The 19458-nt window shown below is 68.4% G+C and carries 12 protein-coding genes and 2 pseudogenes; 5 read left to right on the top strand and 9 right to left on the bottom strand.

Going from position 1 to position 19458, the window contains the following annotated elements:
• Window positions 1–10: 10 nt before the first annotated feature.
• Window positions 11–3424 (top strand): CHAT domain-containing protein, encoded by a 3414-nt coding sequence (locus CcI49_RS19790; protein ID WP_076828425.1) that lies wholly within the window; start codon window positions 11–13, stop codon window positions 3422–3424.
• Between the two features lie 175 nt (window positions 3425–3599).
• Window positions 3600–4154: a YdeI/OmpD-associated family protein gene (locus CcI49_RS19785; protein ID WP_198955578.1), complete on the top strand. Its 555-nt coding sequence runs from the start codon at window positions 3600–3602 to the stop codon at window positions 4152–4154.
• 45 nt (window positions 4155–4199) lie between these two features.
• Here CcI49_RS19785 and CcI49_RS19780 read toward each other — a convergent pair whose 3' ends face one another.
• Window positions 4200–4934: an SDR family oxidoreductase gene (locus CcI49_RS19780; RefSeq protein WP_054569814.1), complete on the bottom strand. Its 735-nt coding sequence runs from the start codon at window positions 4932–4934 to the stop codon at window positions 4200–4202.
• Window positions 4935–5013: 79 nt separating this feature from the next.
• Between CcI49_RS19780 and CcI49_RS19775 the strand changes: the two genes are divergently transcribed.
• A complete protein-coding gene (locus CcI49_RS19775) occupies window positions 5014–5637 on the top strand; it encodes a TetR/AcrR family transcriptional regulator (protein WP_063793262.1) in 624 nt (207 codons plus the stop codon).
• 73 nt (window positions 5638–5710) lie between these two features.
• Complete coding sequence (gene yaaA / locus CcI49_RS19770) at window positions 5711–6610, top strand: peroxide stress protein YaaA (protein ID WP_054569815.1); 900 nt, start codon at window positions 5711–5713, stop codon at window positions 6608–6610.
• Window positions 6611–6677: 67 nt separating this feature from the next.
• Here yaaA and CcI49_RS19765 read toward each other — a convergent pair whose 3' ends face one another.
• The 3 genes from CcI49_RS19765 to CcI49_RS19755 all read right to left on the bottom strand — a co-directional run bounded on the left by CcI49_RS19765 (window position 6678) and on the right by CcI49_RS19755 (window position 10142).
• Window positions 6678–7487: a spirocyclase AveC family protein gene (locus CcI49_RS19765; protein WP_054569816.1), complete on the bottom strand. Its 810-nt coding sequence runs from the start codon at window positions 7485–7487 to the stop codon at window positions 6678–6680.
• A gap of 119 nt (window positions 7488–7606) precedes the next feature.
• A complete protein-coding gene (locus CcI49_RS19760; RefSeq protein WP_054569817.1) occupies window positions 7607–8899 on the bottom strand; it encodes an amidohydrolase family protein in 1293 nt (430 codons plus the stop codon).
• Between the two features lie 49 nt (window positions 8900–8948).
• Window positions 8949–10142, bottom strand: coding sequence for a cytochrome P450 (locus CcI49_RS19755; protein WP_076828423.1), 1194 nt, complete (start codon window positions 10140–10142; stop codon window positions 8949–8951).
• Window positions 10143–10547: 405 nt separating this feature from the next.
• Between CcI49_RS19755 and CcI49_RS19750 the strand changes: the two genes are divergently transcribed.
• Window positions 10548–11834, top strand: coding sequence for a TetR/AcrR family transcriptional regulator (locus CcI49_RS19750; protein ID WP_083749633.1), 1287 nt, complete (start codon window positions 10548–10550; stop codon window positions 11832–11834).
• On the opposite strand, the pseudogene CcI49_RS19745 reads toward CcI49_RS19750, so the two are convergent.
• The 5 genes and pseudogenes from CcI49_RS19745 to CcI49_RS19710 form a co-directional block, all read right to left on the bottom strand.
• Window positions 11831–12181 (bottom strand): annotated as a pseudogene (locus CcI49_RS19745) (transposase); the annotation flags it as partial. The gene CcI49_RS19750 and the pseudogene CcI49_RS19745 sit on opposite strands and share 4 nt — an antisense overlap.
• A 17-nt stretch (window positions 12182–12198) precedes the next feature.
• On the bottom strand, window positions 12199–13263 hold the full coding sequence (locus tag CcI49_RS19740; RefSeq protein WP_116437450.1) for an IS110 family transposase: 1065 nt from the start codon (window positions 13261–13263) through the stop codon (window positions 12199–12201).
• 234 nt (window positions 13264–13497) lie between these two features.
• Window positions 13498–14524: pseudogene (locus tag CcI49_RS44480) on the bottom strand (IS630 family transposase); the annotation flags it as partial.
• A gap of 2358 nt (window positions 14525–16882) precedes the next feature.
• Window positions 16883–18199, bottom strand: coding sequence for an ABC transporter substrate-binding protein (locus CcI49_RS19715; protein WP_076828411.1), 1317 nt, complete (start codon window positions 18197–18199; stop codon window positions 16883–16885).
• 43 nt (window positions 18200–18242) lie between these two features.
• Window positions 18243–19457, bottom strand: a complete 1215-nt coding sequence (locus CcI49_RS19710; protein WP_076828409.1) for a cytochrome P450 — start codon at window positions 19455–19457, stop codon at window positions 18243–18245.
• Window position 19458: the final 1 nt, after the last annotated feature.

The following is a 19458-nucleotide window of genomic DNA, read 5'->3' as shown; positions in this document are numbered from 1 at the left end:
GGCGAATCCCATGAGCGTCGTTCGCCAGGTTTCCGCGGTCGTGGCACTGTTGCGGGCCCGGCGCCTGGTGCGAGCCGGCAACCCCGACAGAGTGCTGGACCTGGCCGCGTCCGCTGTCGGCCTGACCAGGGACGATTTCGTGACGCCGGACCGGCTCGGCACGAAGCTCCGGTCCTACCTCGATGGCCTGCCGAACCTGCTGGCGGCGAGCTACGTCCTGATGCTGGCCGGTGCACTCGGGATGGTCCGCAGGAATCTCGACGGCCTGCACGTGTTCRAGATATTCCTGGACGTCGTTCCGGGCGACTACGCGGATACCGACGCGTTACGGCAGAAGCTCCGACAGCGCTGCAGTGGGCTCCCGGCTGAGGTCGAGATGCTCATCGTCCTCGGTCTGGCCGGCAGCCTGGGCGTTCTGGGCCGGGATTCGGAGGCCGTCGCGCTGATCCGAGCCGACCTCGCTTTCGACCCCCTCGCTCTCGGCCCCCTCGCCCTCGGCCCCCTCGCCGTCGACCCCCTCGGACCGGACCGACCGGCCCTCCCGCACCACCTCGACAGCAGGCTCGAGCAGCGGCTGGCCGGGCTTTCGCCCGACGCGGTCGCGGCCTACCTCACCATGCTGGTTCCGTATCTGGACAGCCTGGGAGCAGGGGCCGACGGTGCCGCGATCCTCGAAGCCCGGCTCGGCCTGGAGCCGGACGACTACCAGTCTCCGCGGCGCCTGGGAGCCCGGCTCGACCCGCTGCTGCACTCCCTGACCACCCGCGAGGCGCCGACCTTCCTGCTGTTGTCGCTGACGATGCTGCTCAGCGAAGCCGATCAGGCGGCGAAGGCTCTCGCGCTGGTCGAGTGGTATGTCGGCGCCGACCCCGCCGACTACCGCGACCCGGACGAGCTTGGCCGCAAGTGGCGGGCCTTCTGCGACGCGAACTACCCGGATCTGGGCCCGACGCTCTGGCGGGTCTGGACCGACCTGCTGGTCGAGACCGAGCGGCCGGACGACGTGCTGGCGGTCATCGAGGCGGACACCGGCCTGAGACTGGCCGACCTGAGCACCAGCGAGCAGTTCGGCCCGCGGTTGACACAGCGGTTGCGCCGGGCCCAGGGGGACACAGCGGCGGCCTACCTCGTCTCGCTCACCTTCCAGCTGAACAGTCTCGGCTACGCCGAGCAGGCGGGCCTGATCACCGACTGGTACCTGCGGGGATATCAGAACCTGTGGCAGGTGCCGGACGACGGTGATCCCGGCGTCACCCATGTGATCGGGCTCGTCAGGCTCTGGCTCGAGCTGCGATCAGCGAGCGAGCCGGACTTCGCCTGGCAGCTGTCCGGGCAGGCGGTGGCCTACCTGCGCCGGAGCCTGCTGTTCGGCGATCTCAAGCTGGCCGACCGGCGGGAGTTCATCGGGTATCTGGAAGGGCTGCGGGGCCAGATCAGGTCGGTCGGCTACTCCTGGACGACGCCGAGCGCCGCCGCCCGCCCCGACCCGGCCCGTGTCCTGTCCGCGCAGCTGTGGGACGCCGAACTCGGCCAACGCGCGCTGTTCGAGGAGTTCCTCCTCACGAGGGTCGAAGCGGTCACGCCCGGCACCGCACCGCAGGACGGCTGGCCGTATCCCGACGACGAGCCGATCAACCTGGGGCCGCCTCAGTTTCTCCAGGCCAGCCCCGAAGGTCTCCTACGGCTGCTCGGCGAGGAGGACGAGTTCCACTCGGCCCCGCCCACCGCCCCGATCACCGGAGTCGACAACGCGGCGTCGGGCGCCGCCGACCGAGCGCACCGGGCGGCCGACCCAGCCACCGACTGGGCCGCCGACCAGGCCAAGGAGGCCTGGCTGGGCGAGGCCGAGGAGCTCGTGCGCCAGGGCGTGACCGAAGAGCTTCTCGCCGAGGCCCTCGGTCCAGGAACGATGCTGGTCCGGGCCGGTTTCCGGCCGAACGACGGCGCGCTGATCTGGGCGGCGCTGCGGGTCGGCGATGACGGGCGGGTGCTGGTGGTCGCGGCCGGCGTCGGTGAACCCGCTGACCAGCTACGTGCCCGCTGGGCGTCGCTCCGGCACGACCTCGGCCTTCAGATGGCCACCGTCACGGGAGCTGAGGAGCCTGCGGCCGACGCCCGCACGTATCCCAGCGTCCGCGCCGAGTCTCAGGGCGACAGGCTGGCCGCCGTCCTCATCGAGACCCTGACCGCCGTCACCGCCGCGCTCGACGAGGTCATCGACATCGGGTGGGGATCCGGGGAGTGGCTCGAGAGCATCGCCAGGCAGCTCGCCGCGCTCGGATCCGGGCGCTCGTCAATCGCGTCGCATGGTCACCTCGGCGACCGGCTCGGCGAAATGCTGGCCCTCCCGCCGAACTCCGGCGTGGCGGACCAGGAAAAGCGGGAATCGTCGGTGCGCCTCGCCCGGCTCGAACTCGGCCGGCTCCTGGCCGCGGCGCAACGCCATCAGCGTCGAGCGGCCGGCCACGGCGATCTGCTGGACGAGGTCGACGAGATGACCCGCGGCTACCTGGCCGAGATGGCGGAGATCTGGCCGCTCGGTGCGCTGTCGAACCACCTCGATCGCGACACCGACCTGGTGTTCCAGCTGGAGGACGCACTCCAGCAGGTACCGGTCGCGCATTACCCGTTCGAGGGGGGAACCCCGCTGTACTCGCTGGTCCGCTCGACCCGGATATCGCTCTCCGTGCTCGTCACCATCATGCAGTCCCGGGCTGAACGACGGTTCGCCACGGACGCACGCCGGGTGTTGGCACTGTCCCATTTCGGCGACCATGACCAGTCGGGCCAGATTGCCCGGTTGCTGCACTACGGTCATCGGTGGCTGGCCCGGCAGTCACCGGACCATCAGCTCACCAGCCTGAATGCCGCCGAGATACCTCCGGGCGGTCTGGGCAACCTCCGGGCGGCGCTGGAGTCGGGTCCGGGCTTCCAGACCGTGACCGTGTGCGGCCACGGCTTTCTGGACGAGGACCACCCGCCCGGGTCCGGCGGCGCCCGCTGGGGTATCGAGCTGCACGACGGGCCGTGGCGCGGCGTCGGCTGTGACCTGCGCTCCGTCAACTTCCTGCTGTTGCCGAGCTGCTCGATGGGGCGGCTCCGACAGGCCGGCGACGCGGACGTGACCGGAATGTGCGCGCTGCTCGCGCTGAACCGGGCCCGATCAGTACTCGCCTGCCGCTGGCCCGTACTGGCCGACCAGGCCATCGCATTCACCCACGAGGTCGTGGCCACCTATCTGGCCCTCAGCGTGCAGGCGGAGGATCGTGAGCGCGGAAGTCTGCGAGCCCGGGCGGTGAACATCGCGAGACACCATTTTCTGGACGCCTTCCAGAACGGCTCCCAGAACGACACCGCCGGCCCGGCCGCCACCCCCGTCTTTCTGAATACGGTGGCAGCCTTCGAGCTCTACGGACTGGCCTGACAACCAGACCCGTCCGCATGCTCAGCGCTCGTTCACGCGATGCGCCAGAAGTTGACCGCGGCCGTCACCATCCGCATCCGCACCACGGTGGATGGGCCGCTGTTGACGGTGGCGTGGACACGGACGGCGCCGGGCCAGTGGTCTCCGGAATACGGTGAGGGATGTGGAGCTGGAGATGCTGGTCGTGGCCGATGCCCGGGCGTGGCGAGCCTGGCTGGACGTGAACGAGACGGTCTCCTCCGGGGTATGGCTGGTGCTGGCGAAGAAGGGAACCACCTCTCCGACGTCGTTGGGCTACGACCATGCGCTGCTGGAAGCGCTGTGCAGTGGCTGGATCGACGGGCAGCGCAGGAGCCGGGACGCCACCACCTTCCAGCAGCGGTTCACGCCCCGCCGCCGGGCCTCGCTGTGGTCCGAGCGGAACATCGGCCTCGTCGCCCGCCTGGTCGAGGAGGGCCGGATACGTCCCCGAGGGCAGGCCGAGATCGAGCGTGCGAAGGCGGACGGACGCTGGGAACGGGCCTACGCGGGGTCGGCGAACGCGCAGGTCCCGGACGATCTGGCGACCGCGCTGGCCGCCTCGGTGACCGCCTCGACGGCGTTCGCGGGCCTGAGCGGCCGCGACCGTTACTCGGTCCTGCATCGTGTACTGACGGCGCCGAGCCCGTCGAGCCGGCAGCAGCGGATCACGAAGCTCGTCGGGATGCTCGAACGCGGCGAGACACCCTGACGTCGGGACCCTTGGCCCGCCCGCTCTCCTGAGGAGCTACTCGGATCAGGCGAGCCGCAGCCCGCCGTCGCAGGGCAGGACCACGCCGGTGATGAATCCGTTCTCCAGGACCGCGACGATCGCCGCCGCGACCTCCTCGGGCCGGCCGTTACGCCGGACCGGTGCCCGACCGGCGAACTCGTCCAGCGCGGCGCGGCGGGCATCCGCTGGCAGTTCGTCCCACCAGCCGGTCTCGATGACGCCCGGGGACACCGCGTTCACCCGCCGGGGAGCGAGCTCGACGGCGAGTGGCGGCACTGCGGCTTCCAGTGCGCCGTTGACCGCGGCCAGCCCCGCGGTCCCCGGCAGCGCCGCCTGAGCCGACCCCGCGGTGACCAGCGTGATCGACCCGTCCGCGGCAAGGGTCGGCATCGCCAGGGCCACCGCCCGCAGATGAGCGACGGACTTGCCGAGAAATGCTCCGGCCAGGTCGGTGTCGGCGAGCTCGGCCGCGGGACCGGCCCCGCCTCGCCGGGTGACGGTGACGACCAGATCGCTGATCGGTCCCGCCTCGCTGAAGAAGCGCCGCAGCGCGTCGACATCCTCGGCGTCCACCTCAATTCCCCGGGCCGATCCGCCCAGCTCCTTGACGGCCGCCTCCAGCCGGCCGCGGTTGCGGCCGCCGATGGTGACGGCCGCGCCCCGGTCGGCCAGAAGCCGGGCCGTGGCGAACCCGATCCCGGCGCTGCCGCCGAGGACGGCGATGTGACGATCCTGCGTCCTGCTGCTGCTCGCGGACATCGCGAACCTCCATTTCCGAACGACCCGTTCGCAAACCCTAGCACCAATACCGAACGGACCGTTCGGTTATGCTGCGGAGATGAACGAGCAGCCCGCCCGCCGGCCCGGACGACCACGCAGCGAGCGCGCCCGCGCCGCGGTGCTCGAAGCGACGTTGGCGCTGGCAGCCGAGGCGGGGCCGGCCGGTCTGTCCATGGAGGCCATCGCGAGGCGGGCCGGCGTCAGCAAGGAGACGCTCTACCGCTGGTGGCCGTCCAAGATCGAGGTGATCCTGGCCGCGATGGTCGAACACGGGCAGGTGAGCATCCCGCTCCCCGACAGCGGCAGCGTGGCGGGCGACCTGCGCGCCTTCCTGAGGTCCACGATCGACGCGCTCGACGGCACCACCGCCCTCCTCCTGCGCGCGGTCGCCGCGGCGGCAGCCACCGACCAGGCGGTCGCCGACGGCGTCCGAGACCGTTTCCTCCACACCAGGCGCGCCGCGCTCGGGACGCTGCTCGACCGGGCCGTCGCCCGCGGCGAGATCCCCGACGAGCACACGACGTCGCTGGTCGACTTCGTCTACGGTTCGCTGTGGTACCGACTGATCTTCGGCATCGGACAGCTCGACCACCGGTGGGCCGACGAAACAGCCACCGCGATCACCGCGATCAGCCGGCAGCCGGCCGCGCGCCCACCGCTCCCGCCGCTCCCGCCGGGCTGATCGGCCCCACGGTCACCGTAGCCTGGCAGCACAGAACGCCGGGATGTCGAGATGGTGAGATGAGGTCGGACAGGTGCGGATCCTGCTGCCGCCGAGCGAGGCGAAGGCCGAGGGCGGCGACGGGCCGTCGCTGCGGGCGGCCGGATTCGGCGACGGCCCGCTCGCGGTGGCCCGCGCCGAGGTAGCGCGGGCGGTCGCCGTGTTCTGCAGGTCCGACCCGAGCGCGGCGATCGCCGCGCTGCGGCTGCCGGCCTCGCGCGCGCAGGCCGACCTGGCCGCCAACATCTCGATGCCGGACGCACCGACGATGCCGGCGCTCGACCGATTCGTGGGCGTCCTCTACGAGGCGCTGGCTCCGGCGACGCTGCCCCCCGCCGCACGAGCTGTGGCCAGCCAGGCGCTGTTCGTGTCCAACGGGGCGTTCGGCCTCCTCGGCGCGACCGAGCCGGTACCCGACCACCGGGTCGGCATGGCGGCGGCGGTTCCCGGCCTCGATGGCCGTGCCGCGCCGACCGTGCTCGCGACCTTCTGGCGCGCCCGGCTCGCGTCAGCCCTGCCCGACCTGCTCACCTGCGCCCCGGAGCCCGTCCGCGCCGTCGGCGCTGTCGGCGCTAGCGCCGTGGGCGCTGTCAGCGCTGTCGGCGAGCACCTCGTCGTGGACCTCCGTTCGTCGGACTACGCGACCGTGCCATCCCTTTCCGGACCGATCCGTGCCAGCGCCCTGCCGGTGCGTGCCCTGACCGAGAAACTCGTCGACGGGCGCTGGGCCCGCCGCCCGCTCAGCTACCAGGCGAAGCAGACCAAGGGCCTGCTGACCCGCGCTCTGCTGCTCGCCGAAGCCGCCGGCCGCGTGGTGAAGACCATCGACGACGTGGCCGAGGTGGCCGAGTCCGCCGGCCTCGTAGCCGAGCCACGCGGCACCGCGACCGCACCGACCCTCGACGTCATCACCCGCTGGAACCCGACCGCCTGACCTGCCGGCCCCGCGGACCGGCCCTCGGCCCGGCTCGGCGGACCGGACGTCGAGGTGGTGTCCGATGTCATCGCCCGCCGCCCGCTCCGCCGTGCAGGGGTTGGTTGGGTACGCCGGGGAACAGTTCGCCTGTCGGTCCCACGGTCACATCGCCGTTCAGCTTGGTGACGAGGTGTGGCGCGAACACGGCGCCGTACAGCAGGTTGCCGAGGACGACCACGGAGACCACGGACAACGCGATCGCGCGGGCACGCGTCTTCGTCCTGCCCTCGGCCCACGTGTCGATGACCGTGCGGCCTGCCACGTCGGTCCGCCCGAGGAGGTAGGTGAAGACCATCATCTGCACGCCCATCGCGAGAGCGTCGTACAGCGGGTACTGGTGCCTGGTGCCCTCGAACATCGCGAGGCCCGGGATGACACGGCCGTAGTAAAACACTCCCGCGCGGACGCCGAAGACACCGTTGAAGGCAAGCGCCCAGACGTAGCCGACGACGAGCCCGACGGTCAGCAGACCGATCGGCCGGCGCCACCCGAACCTCGCGCGGAGCCGCCGCTCGAGCGCGACACCCGTGAGCGCAGGCAGCACGAAGTATTCGACATACCCCAGGGGCACCGACACCGGCAGCCCGCCCCACGTCAGGTTCAGCGGCCACCAGGAGGGCATCCGTGGCAGGCCGGGCGCGAACTGCGCGTACATCGCCCAGTCGTACGGTGCCTCGATCCACGAGAAGGAGATCGCCGAGATGCACAACAGCAGCAGTGGATGGAGGCGCCGTCGGCGAACGGTGAGAACGACGCCGATCACGAGAAACGACAGTCCGCCGGCATAGGCGAACACCTGGCCGAGAACCAGCGCGGGCGTCAGTTCGTCGCTCACCTTTCGCCCTCGGATTCCGGCGAGCCCCGCATCTCGGGGTCGAGACGCAGCACCAGAAAGAAGATGAGCGCGATGAGAGCGAACAGCGTTCCGAGCATGATGAGCGCGCCCATGGATCCTCAGCTCCCCCCGGAGGTGGGTAACTGCCGGGCCAGGTCGAGCACGCTGACCGGGGCCGTGCCGACCTTCCTGAGGCGCTCCGACGACCGGTAGCCGAGGTCGACGTCGACGGCCCGCGCGCGCAGCACGCCGACGGTGGCCTGCTCCTCGGGAAGATGCGAGAAGAGATCGAAGGAGAATAGCCGCAGTGCGTTCTCGTGCGTGATCTTCGCGATGTCGCGGTCGGGCACCCCGCCGAGGTAACGGCCGAGGGATTCGGGCGCGAGCGGCCAGGACGAGTCCGAGTGCGGATAGTCGCACTCCCAGGTGACCATGTCGATGTTCAGCTTTTCGCGGCTGGCGACGCCGAACTCGTCCTCGATGAAGCAGGTGACGATGCGCTGGAGGAACAGCTCGCTGGGAAGCATGTCACCGAAGTCCTGGTGGGTCCAGGCACGGTGCTGTTTGTAGACGCGGTCGACTCGTTCGAGGAAGTACGGAATCCATCCGATGCCCCCTTCGCTGAGGGCCAGGGTGAGGTCGGGGAACCGCCGGAGGAACGGTGACCAGATCAGGTCGGCGGCGGCCTGCACGATACTCATCGGCTGCAGCGTGATCATCGTGTCGACGGGTGCGTCGAGGGAGGTGATGACGACCTGGGAGGACGAGCCGATATGCAGGCAGACGACGGTGTTCTGCTCTGAGCAGGCCTGCCAGAAGGGATCCCAGTGGTCGCTGTGCAGCGACGGGTACCCGAGCTTCTCCGGGTTCTCCGAGAAGGTCACGGCGTGGCAGCCCTTCGCGGCGACGCGCCGGACCTCCTGCGCCATCAGCACGGGATCCCAGATCGGCGGCAGCGCCAGCGGGATCATCCGCCCCGGGTACGTTCCACACCACTCGTCGATGTGCCAGTCGTTGTAGGCCCGCAGGACGGCCAGCGCGAGGTCCTTGTCGCTCGCCCGCGCGAAGTACTGGCCGCAGAACTGTGGATAGGACGGGAAGTTCATCGACGCCGCGAGGCCGCCCGCGTTCATGTCGCGGACGCGTTCATGGATGTCGAAGCACCCCGGCCGGATCTCGCTGAAACGGGTCGGCTCCGCGCCGTATTCGTCCGGGGGACGGCCGGCGACGGCGTTCAGGCCGACGTTCGTCGCCTCCTGGCCTTCGAAGACCCAGGCGTCGGTTCCGTCGTCCCTGGTGATGACCTTGGGTGCCTGGTCTGCGTACCGGGCGGGAAGGCGGCCGGCGAACATGTCGGGGGGCTCCACGACGTGGTCGTCGACGGAGACGAGAATCAGGTCGTTGATGTCCATGGTCAGCTCCCTGCCGATCGAAGGCCTGACGACGGCGGTGGCGGGCTGATCACGGGATCACGACCGGGAGCTTCTCCCAGCCGCGGACGGTCGAGGTCTGCGCCATCGTCGCGTTCTCCCAGTCGACGTCCCAGCGCGGGAATCGGGCGAGAAGCTCCGCCAGGGCGACCCGGCCCTGCAGCCGGGCCAGCGCGGCGCCGAGGCAGTAGTGCGCGCCGAGCCCGAGGGTCAGGTGCTGCCCGACCTCGCGATGGATGTCGAAGACGTCACCGCGCGGGAAGCGGCGGTCGTCCCGGTTCGCGCTCCCGACCAGGAAGACAAGCGCGGAGCCGGCCGGCACCGTGGCGCCATGCCATACGGCGTCCCTGGTCACGTACCGGGAGATGGCCATGCTCGGCGGTTCGTACCGGAGCACCTCCTCGACCGCGTTCGGGATCAGGGAGGGGTCATCGACGATTTCCTGCCGCTGATCGGGGTGTGCCGCCAGAGTGGATCCGATCCAGCCGACCAGCCGGCCGGTGGTCTCGTTGCCGGCCCCGGAGAGGATGTTGACGTAGCCGAGCACCTCGTCCCTGCTCAGCGTGCGCCGCGCACCGTTCTCGTCGTCGAACTCGGTGTACAGCAGGTCCGTCATGAGGTCGTTGGACGGGTTGTCCCGCCGCCAGTCGATGTAGTCGCCGTAGATCTCCCCGCTGAGGACCGCGGCATCGGCCACGTTGATGCCGCTGCCGTCCTGGATCCGCATCGAGCTGTCGACGTGGTCGCGGACGGACGCCTGCTCGGCCTCCGGGATCCCGAGCAGCATCCCGATCACCCGCATGGGCAGCTCGCCGCCCAGCGCCTCCATCAGGTCGAACCGGTCGCGGCCTCGGTAGGGGTCGAGGGCGCCCGCGCAGAACTCCCGCACCCTGGGCTCCAACATGCTGATCCGCCGCGGGGTGAACACCCTGACCAGCAGGCGGCGGTGAATGGTGTGGACCGGCGGGTCCTCCATGATCAGCGTGCCCGGCGGGATGTCGATGCCCGCCCTGATGATCTCCAGGACCATGCCGCGCCCGGACCGGTAGGTCTCCCAGTCGGGCAGCCCGCGCTCGCAGTCGGCGTATCGGCTCAGCGCATAGAAGTCATGCTCCTCGTTGTAATAAAGGGGCGCCTCATCCCGCAGACGTCGGTACGTCGGGTACGGGTCGGCGGCGAGGCTGGAGTCGTACGGGTCCCACTGGACCGGGGCGGTACTGGTCATGTGGCTGCCTCCGATGCGGACACGGAATCGAAGAGCACGGGCGGTGAGGTCGGAGCCCGGATCGGCCAGCGGCGTACACGCGCGAAGGCGACCGGCCTGCTCGCGACGAGATCCGGCGACGTCGGGCAAGGAGGCTCGGCGTGACCGAGAAGCGGAACTGATCCTCGGTATCCGGGCGCAGCCGGCAGACGACCAACACCGCCGCCACCTTCAACCTGGTATGTGCAACCTAATATTTGTTCACGATGGAAAGTACCGGCTTCCAACTGGGCTGTAAAGTGATCGCGCCACGTGCGGCGGGTTCCCGGTGGACCTGCGTGGGCGGGCCCGAGCGCCGTGCATGACAGCGGCCCGAGCGTCTTTCGGTAGCGTCGCCGGTACCGGGAGGTGTCGAAGGGGGAGGCCGTGTCGAGGGATGGTGCGCGCCGGGGTGAGATCCTCGATGCTGCCGCGCGGCTGTTCGCCACCGCGGGGATCCGCGCGACGCTGAAGGACATCGCCGACGCGGCGGGAATCCTCGCCGGCAGCCTGTACCACCATTTCGACTCCAAGGACGCCATCGTCGCCGAGCTGATCCGGCGCTACCACGCCGCGCTGGACGGGGTCGCACAGGCCGCCGTCGAGGAACTGCGACGGCCGGGCGGCCGGCCGCCGGCCGAGCTGGTGGTGGCCTTCGGTGAGGCGATCGCTGGTTGTGCGGTGCAGCACCGGGCGGCCGTGCTGCTCTCGTACTACGAACCGCCGGTGGGAGCCAGCGACGAGCTCGTCCAGGTCTCGGCGAGGACGCCGTCCGTCGTGCGCGCCGTGCTGCTGGAGCTGCTGGAGGCCGGTCGGGACAGCGGCTGGCTGCGACCGGGCGTCGATCTGGCGCTGCTCGCCGACCGGATGTGCGAGAGCATGATCCATGTAGGTATCGGTGTGTCGCACCGGCTGCCGGGCGCCGACCGGCTGCCCGCCCTGCGCTGCCGGATCCTGCTCGAGGGCGTCGCCGCCGGGCCGGTCGACGGCGCGGCGCTGGACCGGTCGGCCGCGTTCGCCGCCGCACAGGAGCAGATCGCGAGCTGGCCCGAGGCGGACGAGTTGGCTGAGGCCGGCCGTCCCGCGCTGATCCGGGCGGCCGCGAGGGCGGAGTTCGGCCGGCGCGGATACGAGGCGACGACCATTCGCGACATCGCGGCCGCCGCCGGCGTCAGCGTCGCCGGCGTCTACCGCGTCGCCGACTCCAAGGAGCAGCTGCTCGCGTCGATCATGATCTCCTACGTCGAAGCGCTCAACACCGGCTGGCGGGCCGTGCTCGCCGCGCCCGCAGGTGCGGTGGAGCGGCTCGACGCGCTGCTGTGGCTCAACGCGAAGATCATGGAACGGTACGGTGAGGAGTTCCGGATCCAGTTCGGCGCACTGCGCCAGTCACCGCCGAGCAGCCCGGACCTGGCCTGGTCGTTCCCGTCCCAGCTGCGGCAGGTCAAGAAACTGCTGACCGACGGCGGGCGGGACGGCGACCTGCGGCTCACCGGGTCGTCGGCCGATGTGCGGGCCCGGTCGCTGTTCGAGCTGCTGTTCACACCGGACGACATCGTCAGCGCTGTCGGGCCGCGCGCCGCGCTCGACCTCGCCCGCGACACGGTCCTGCGCGGCGCCGCCAGGCCGGCCGCCCTCGAACGGCCGGCCGCGGGCAAGGTCAGGGCCCGCTAGTGTCCTGCGTCTGAGGTTTCAGTGCCTTCCTTCTCCTTGTTGTCGTTGCCGGTCGGCAGGGCGATCTTGTTGAGGTAGTCGGCGAGGGAGGTGAGGATCTCGTCGGCGGTCTTGGTCCAGGTGAAGGGCCGGGGGTCGCGGTTCCAGGTGTCGATCCAGGTTCTGATGTCGGCTTCGAGGGCCTGGACGGAGGTGTGGACACCGCGGCGGATGTGTTTGTCGGTGAGCAGGCCGAACCAGCGTTCGACCTGGTTGAGCCAGGACGAGCCGGTCGGGGTGAAGTGGACGTGGAAGCGGGGGTGGCGTTCCAGCCAGGTCCTGATCTCGGCGGTGTTGTGGGTGGCGTAGATGCCCCTATGTCGCGTCAAGCGGTCTGAGGAACCGATGGCGCCGTAGGCGGGCTGGTGCAGATGTGCCGGTAGGCCTCGCGGGCGACGTAGCGTTTGAGGCAGCGGACGATCTCGCGCTTGGTCTTGCCCTCGGCTGTGCGTCGTGCGAGATAGGCGCGGGAGCGGTCATCCCAGCGAAGACGACTGATGACGATGCGGTAGAGCGCGGCGTTCGCCTGACGGTCGCCTCCGAGGTTGAGTCGGCGGCGTTGGCTCTTGCCCGACGAGCGTTCGACGGGGCTGACACCGCAGAGCGCGGCGAAGGACGCTTCGTCGGTGAGACCGGTCGGGTTGTCGCCGGCAGCGATGAGCAACGCGGCCGCGCTGTCGGGACCGATCCCGATGAGTTCGAGCAGGCGGGGACGGTGTGACGAGACGGTCTGGTGCAGGCGGCGGGCGAGGCCATCGACTTCTTGGGTGAGTTGACGAATGCGACCGGCGAGAAGGCGCAGGGTATAGGTGAGGTCGTCGTCACCATCGAGATCAGCGCATCGAGCGACGAGGCGCAGGTTGGTAAGGCCTGACAGTGACTCTCGAAGAGCGGGGTCCGCGGCGACCAGGATGGCCTTGAGCTGGTTGAGGGCCTGGGTTCGGGCCTTGACGGCGGATTCCTTCGCCACGCGCAGTACGCGCATCCCTTCGACCGGGCCGTCGGCGCTCTTCGGTACGGCTTGCGCTCTTCCCGCCAGGACGGAGCGGGCGGCTGCCTCGGCATCGACGGTGTCGGTCTTGCCCTGGCTACGGCGCGCCGCGCGGTCTGGCCGGTTGACTTCGGTCACCTCGACACCGGCGCTTTGGAGGAACCGCGTCAGTCCGGCCCCGTAGGAGCCGGTGCCTTCGACTCCGGCCCTGCTGACCTGGCCGAAGGTACGGGCCCAGTCGAGCAGGTGCTGATATCCCGTGGCGGTAGCTGGGAATTGTTCGCTGGCGAGGGCGGCGCCGAGTGTAGTCAGGACCGCGGCGACGTGGATGTCTTTGTGCGTGTCGACACCGAGGACCAGGTGCGCGGCTTCCTCGGGAGCATGCGGATAGGCGGGCACGCGGCTCCTCAACCAGACGGGTGGACGAGAACGCCGACGCGTGATGGCGCACGAGGCGGTCAGAACTGTGACGGTGCCGTGACGGCAAAGCCCCTATCGAGACACGCGACGATGCGTACCACCAGCGTCGGTGGGAACCGCCAGGGCCACGGCCGACAGATCTACAGCAAGGCACGCGGCCAGTTGTCGCACGGGTCAGGCCCTGGCGCCTGGCGGCACGAATCGATCCTCACAGTTGTCGCAGACCAGGTGGACGTCGAGATCGACCGGGACGGCCTTGTCGATACAGGTCAGGAACCCGCGGTACTCGATCGCGCGGTGGCGGCGGTGGAGTTCGCTGATGACGGTGCCGTCCGCGATGGTGAAGGCGGCGAACAGGCTGGTGATACTGCGGCGCAGGTAGTCGTGGGTGCGCCGTTCGGGCATGCCGGGCATCATCGGGAGCACGGGCTGGGAGCGGTCAAGGGCCTGGATCCGGCTTTTCTCATCCACGCAGAGCACGACCGCCTTCTCCGGCGGGTTGTGGTACAGGCCGACGACGTCAACGACCTTCGCGACGAACTGCGGTCGGTCGAGAGCTTGAAGCTGTCCTGCAGGTGCGGTTTGAGGTCGAACCGCCGCCAGATCCGCCCGATCGTCGAGGGCGACAGGCCGGTGCGTTTCGCCATCGACGCCCGTGACCAGTGCGTGTCCGCCCCGGGAGTGGATTCCAGGGTCGCGACGATGACGTCCTCGACCTGGTCGAGCAGGATCGAGGGCGGCCGGCCGGCCCTCGGCTCGTCGGACAGACCAGGCAGACGCCGCTCGGTGAACCGGGTCCGCCAGCGCAGCACCGTCGACTCGTCGACACCGAGCTCGCCGACGACCCGCCGGTCGGTCCCACCTCGGCGCAGCGCAGCACGATCCGTGCCCGCAGCGCGAGGAACTGCGCGGTCTTCGCCCTACGTGCCAGCCGCTCGAGCTCGACACGCTCGGCCTCGGACAACACAAGCTCGCTGACTTTTGAACGGCCGGACGGCGCGGCGTCGTCCAGACCGGCCAGCCGGACCCGGGCGAACAACCGCCGCCACCGGCCCGCTGTCCGTAACGACACCCCGACCGCCGCGGCGACCTGCGCGTTCGACAGGCCCTCCGCCGATGCCAGCACGATCCGAGCCCGCTCGGCCGCACGGCGGTCCGCACCCTCAACCCGCCGGGCCAGCTCGACACGCTCATCCTCGGACAGCACGATCCGTACGGCGACAGGGCCAGAATGCGCCATACCCGGCAGGGTAAGGACACTAGACGAGCGGTCCGAGGTCCAGCTGTCTGATCGACTCAGCTATCTATCAATGCAGGCCGGCGACCTGCGGATTCTGCTAACCGTCAAGAAGGTGCTATGCGATCACTCGCCTCGACAGCAGTAACTGGAAGCGCATCCAGCAGCGCCCCGACCATCACGTAGGGTAACCAGGCACTCCCGGATGACTTTGCGGAGCCCACCTCTCAGGAATGTGGACGGTATCGATAAGATACGTCGCTGATGTAGCGCGATTTTCCCGAGAGGCTGGTATATGCAGATCTTCATACGAGTCGAAGAGTCCGAGGACGATAGATACTCCTTGCAGTCCTTGCATCGCTGGCTCGCGCAAGATCCCGAGGTTGGCAGGACCATAAAGATCTCGATGGTGCCCGCCAGGGGGGCACCGGGACAGATGTCCGCCACTTTTGAGGCGATTAATGCCCTGGTTAGCGATTCACTTTCCCTGGGATCATTATTGCTAGCTTTGGATGGCTGGCGTAGTTCCCGTAGACCAAAGCCAGGTATTCGGATTGAGAGAGGCGGAGCAGTCGTCACGATGGAGGGTGTATCGGCCGTCCAGATCGCTGCCATAGTCGCCGCCCTAGAGGATTCAGGAGAGGGCGACTAGTGCGGAGGAAGACGCCGGGGGTAAAAACGCCGATGCTCGCAAACCCCGAGTTCTCGCGTGCGCTCCTCATCGGGACCTACTCATATGAACATCTGGACCCTCTCCCTGCCGTAAAGAATAATCTGAAAGATCTCAAGCGAATCCTTACCGATGCAGATCTATGGGGCCTCGACCCAAAGCACTGCGTAACCATTCCGCAGCCAGAGAATGCGGAGCAAGTGCTGGATTGCCTCCATCGAGTTGCCGCCGATTCTGTGGATACATTGTTGGTCTACTACGCCGGACACGGCCTTACCAATCCACATCGCGGCGACGAACTGTGTCTCACGCTTCCGAGATCTCATCCCGATCGGCTGTATTTGAGCTTGCGGTATGATGATCTCAGGCAGGCAATACTCGATCCCGCCATACCGGCACTGCGAAAAGTGGTGATCCTGGACTGCTGCTTCAGCGGACGGGCATTGATCGGCGGAATGAATGYGCCTGAGCAGCTTGCCGACATTACCGCACTCGACGGAACTTGCGTTATTACGGCGTGCGCTGAGACTCGAACCGCGCTGGCTCCGCCCGGAGAAGTGCATACCGCGTTCACTGGAGAACTAGTTCGAGCGCTCGAAAATGGAATACCGGGCGGCCCGGAATTCCTTGATACTGGATCCATCTACAAATACATTTACGGCCAGCTGGGTGCGAAGGGCCGCCCGCTTCCTCAACAGCGCCACAGAAATTCCGGAGTTACTCTTGTAAGGAACCGTTCCTTCGACCCACGGTCCGACGTGCGCCAGAGCCTCGATGGCGCAACTCACGGTAAGCTTGAATCGGCACCACTCCATACTCCAGCCGAGATAGATGCCGCTCTAGATCACGAACCAATGGAGTACGAACACCGCCCACAGGGCCGATACACCAGACCCATTTCAATATGGGCTATCCTAGTCGGAGTGGGCTTGGTGCCGCCCACCCTGATCGGTTTCATCCCCTTTTTGCTGGACGCTAAAATTTGGCCCGGCCTTATGGACAGCATTGTCTACAGATTTGGCTGGATACCGCTGGTTTCGTTCGCTGGATGCTACTTCGCCCGCCGCGAGATGACCCGACCGTTTCGGTCACAGCTACGATATTTGGCTGGGCGACAACCGAGWCGATCTAAAAGCAGGGAGATTTCCTGGCGCGTGAGCRGGGGTGCGAGATTTAGTACACGCTTGAAGCCATCAAGACTGAACGATTGGCAGGTCGAGATTGGAGGCAGACTTCGATTGATTTCAAAGGGAGACGTCGTCGTCGACTGGTCTCTTTGGGCTGGCACTATACCTCTCGCTCATGGCAGCCTCTCCGCTACTAGAGATTCGACTAAAAAGACACCTGCTAGCTATTATATTACACATCACACAAAAGTGCGGTATACCTGTCACACACGCCTCGACCGAAAGGGCCGGATGACGTGTAGCGTTGCATTAACCAATGTTTCATTCTCCGACAATTTTTTACCATGCATGGATGGCGAGGTTGCGTCTCTTGACCTTTTCATTCGCCGATCAGACAAGTCGAACGACATTGCATATATCAGCTGGCGTAATCCATCTATACATATAGKGCCGGATAACTCCCATTTACACTGATCGTCAAAAGCGACGCTACACGGGCTTCTAGGCGCGAGACACTAGGTCTGTTGGAGACGGATTCCCTGGACGGCGCCGGCCTCTCCAGCCTCAGTCGGCGACCGGTGTGTTGCCGACGACCTCGTAGGTGGTTGGCCTGCCGGCTCCGTCGAGGGTGGTGACGAGGCCGCCGCGGGTGCAGACGGCTGGCGTGTCCGGGACGGCCTTGCCGTTGCAGCGGAACTTCAGCCCGCCGGCGCCGGGGAGTTCCTGCTCGGGCATGTTCCTGATGGCGGCGAGCACGGACTGCGGGGTGATGTCACCCGCGATGTGCCCGACGGCCGCCTGGAAGCCGGCGAGCACGGTGAACATGACCAGGCCGTCCGCGACGCTGGGGTCGATGTCCTTGCCGTAGGTGTCCACCACGGCGTCGTAGCGGCGGGTCGACGGGTTGTCCGTGCCGATCGGTGAGTAGCTGCTGATCGCGACGCCTTTCAGGGTGGCGCCGGGCACGGCCTTCAGGGTTGCGTCGGTGACGCATTCCGAGACGGCGGTGATCTTCCCGGTGTAGCCGACGGCTTTCAGGCCGTTGAGGGCGCTGATGCAGAACGAGTCGTTGCCCGCGATGAAGACGACGCCGGGGTGACGGGACGCGACGCTCTGCGCCTGCGGTGTCATGTCGGCGGTTCCGGGTGGCACGGCGACAAGTGTGTTCTCGACTCCGGCCTTTCGCAGGGTCGGCACCGCGACGTCGGTAAGGGCGGAGACAGCCGCCGGGACGTCGATGACGATCGACGTGATCCGGTTGGCGTGTTCCTGCCTGGCGATCTGCAGGGGCAGCTCGACGAGGGGGAAGTTCGGGCTGCTCAGGATGAAGGTCGACGCGCTGTCGTGGAGGAGGGCCACGTCGCTCGAGCCGTAGAGCATGACCGGGATCTTCGCCGCGGCGATCGGCTGCCAGATGCTCTCGACGACGCCGGTCGTGCCGATGAGGACGGCGGTCACGCCCTCTTCGATCATCCGGTTGCCGCAGTCGGTGCCTTTCGCGGGGTCGGTCTGGGTGGTGCACTGCACCAGCTCGATCGGACGTCCGGAGAGGCCGGAGCGATGTTCGTTGAGGTACCTGACGGTCGCTTCGGCCACCCGGCCCTGGATGGAGAGGTCACTGAAGGCACCCTTGCCCTCGGTGACCACGCCGATACGGACGGGAGCGCCGGTCGCGGCCGCCCGAGGGCCGAGTGCCTGGGACGTGCTGCCGTCGGTGGGCACGCCGGCCGGGCGCTCGTCGCCACCACCGCCACCGCCGCCACAGCCCGCAGCGGCAAGCAGAGCCGCGGTCATCGCGGCCGCGGTGGCCAGCTGTGGTCTGGCCGGCCGCCGCCCTCGTGGGCGTGCGGACCGACGGGTCGGGATCCGTAAGAGCCGCATCGGTTTCTCCAGTCGGTTCGGGGCGCGCCGCCTGGTGCGGCGGCTACGCGGGCCCGTCGAACAGGACGGGCAGGCTCGTGGGCGAGCGGAAGACCTGCCCGTGGATGTGCGGGTCGTCGCCGTCGGGGTCGAGGCGCAGCCCTGGGAGCCGGTCGAGCAGCGTCTCGAGCGCGACCCGCATCTCGAGCCGGGCGAGGTGCATGCCCAGGCAGATGTGGACGCCGTGGCCGAACGAGAGGTGCTGCCTGCCCTGCCGGTGGATGTCGAAGCGGTCGGGGTCGGGGTTGCGCTCGGCCTCCCGGTTGGCCGCGCCGAGCATCGGCATGACCGCGGAGCCGGCGGGGATGGGAACGCCGGACAGCTCGGTGTCGCGGGCCGCGACCCTGGTGATCGACAGCAGTGGCGGCTCCCAGCGGACCGCCTCCTCGATCGCCTGCGGGATCAGCGAACGGTCGGCGCGCACGGCGTCGAGCTGGTCGGGGTGCGACAGAAGACCGAACAGCATGCTGCCGGTGGACCGGTAGGTGGTCTCGACTCCGGCGGGCAGCAGCAGGCGCAGGAACGAGAAGATCTCGTCGTCGGTGAGCCGCCCGCCGTCGAGCTCGGCGACGGCGAGGTCGCTGATGAGGTCGTCGCGGGGCTCGGCCCGCCGGGCGGCGAGGATCTGGGCGAAGTACTGCCTGAGGGCCGCGGCGGCGGCCAGGCCTCGTTCCCGGTTGGTCAGGATGCTCAGCAGCGCGATCGACCAGCGTTGGAACCGCGGGTAGTCGTCGGCGGGCAGACCCAACAGGCTCGCTATGATCTTGGTCGGGAACGGGAAGGTGAACTGTCGAACGAGGTCGGCCCGGCCGTCGGCGGCGAACTGGTCGACGAGCTCACTCGCGATCCGCCCGACCCGGTCGTGCTCCCGGCGGGCCATCGCCTTCTGCGTGAACGCGCCGGCGACCAGCGCACGGTGGCGGCGGTGCGCCGGCTCGTCCATCCCGAGCATGACGTCCTTTCCCAGGGCGTCCCCGAAGAAGTCGAGGATGATGGACGAGGAGAACGTCTCGTTGTCCCGCAGCACGCGGGCCACGTCGTCGTATCGGTAGACGAAGAAGACGGGCTTGTTCTCGTCGTGCGGCATGTCGGAAAGGTCGAGCCGCTGGACCGGCTCGTCGCGGCGCATCCGCGCGAGCTCGGGGTAGGGGTCCCGGACGTCACCGGCGACGGTGTCGTCGAAGCTCCCGAAGTCCTCGAGGTCGTCGTAGAGCTGCATT

Origin of the sequence: Frankia sp. CcI49 (assembly GCF_001983215.1) — a bacterium.
Taxonomy (GTDB): Bacteria; Actinomycetota; Actinomycetes; order Frankiales; family Frankiaceae; genus Parafrankia; species Parafrankia irregularis.
The sequence above is the reverse complement of the archived record's forward strand: the minus strand, read 5'-3'. Positions and strand labels throughout refer to the sequence as shown.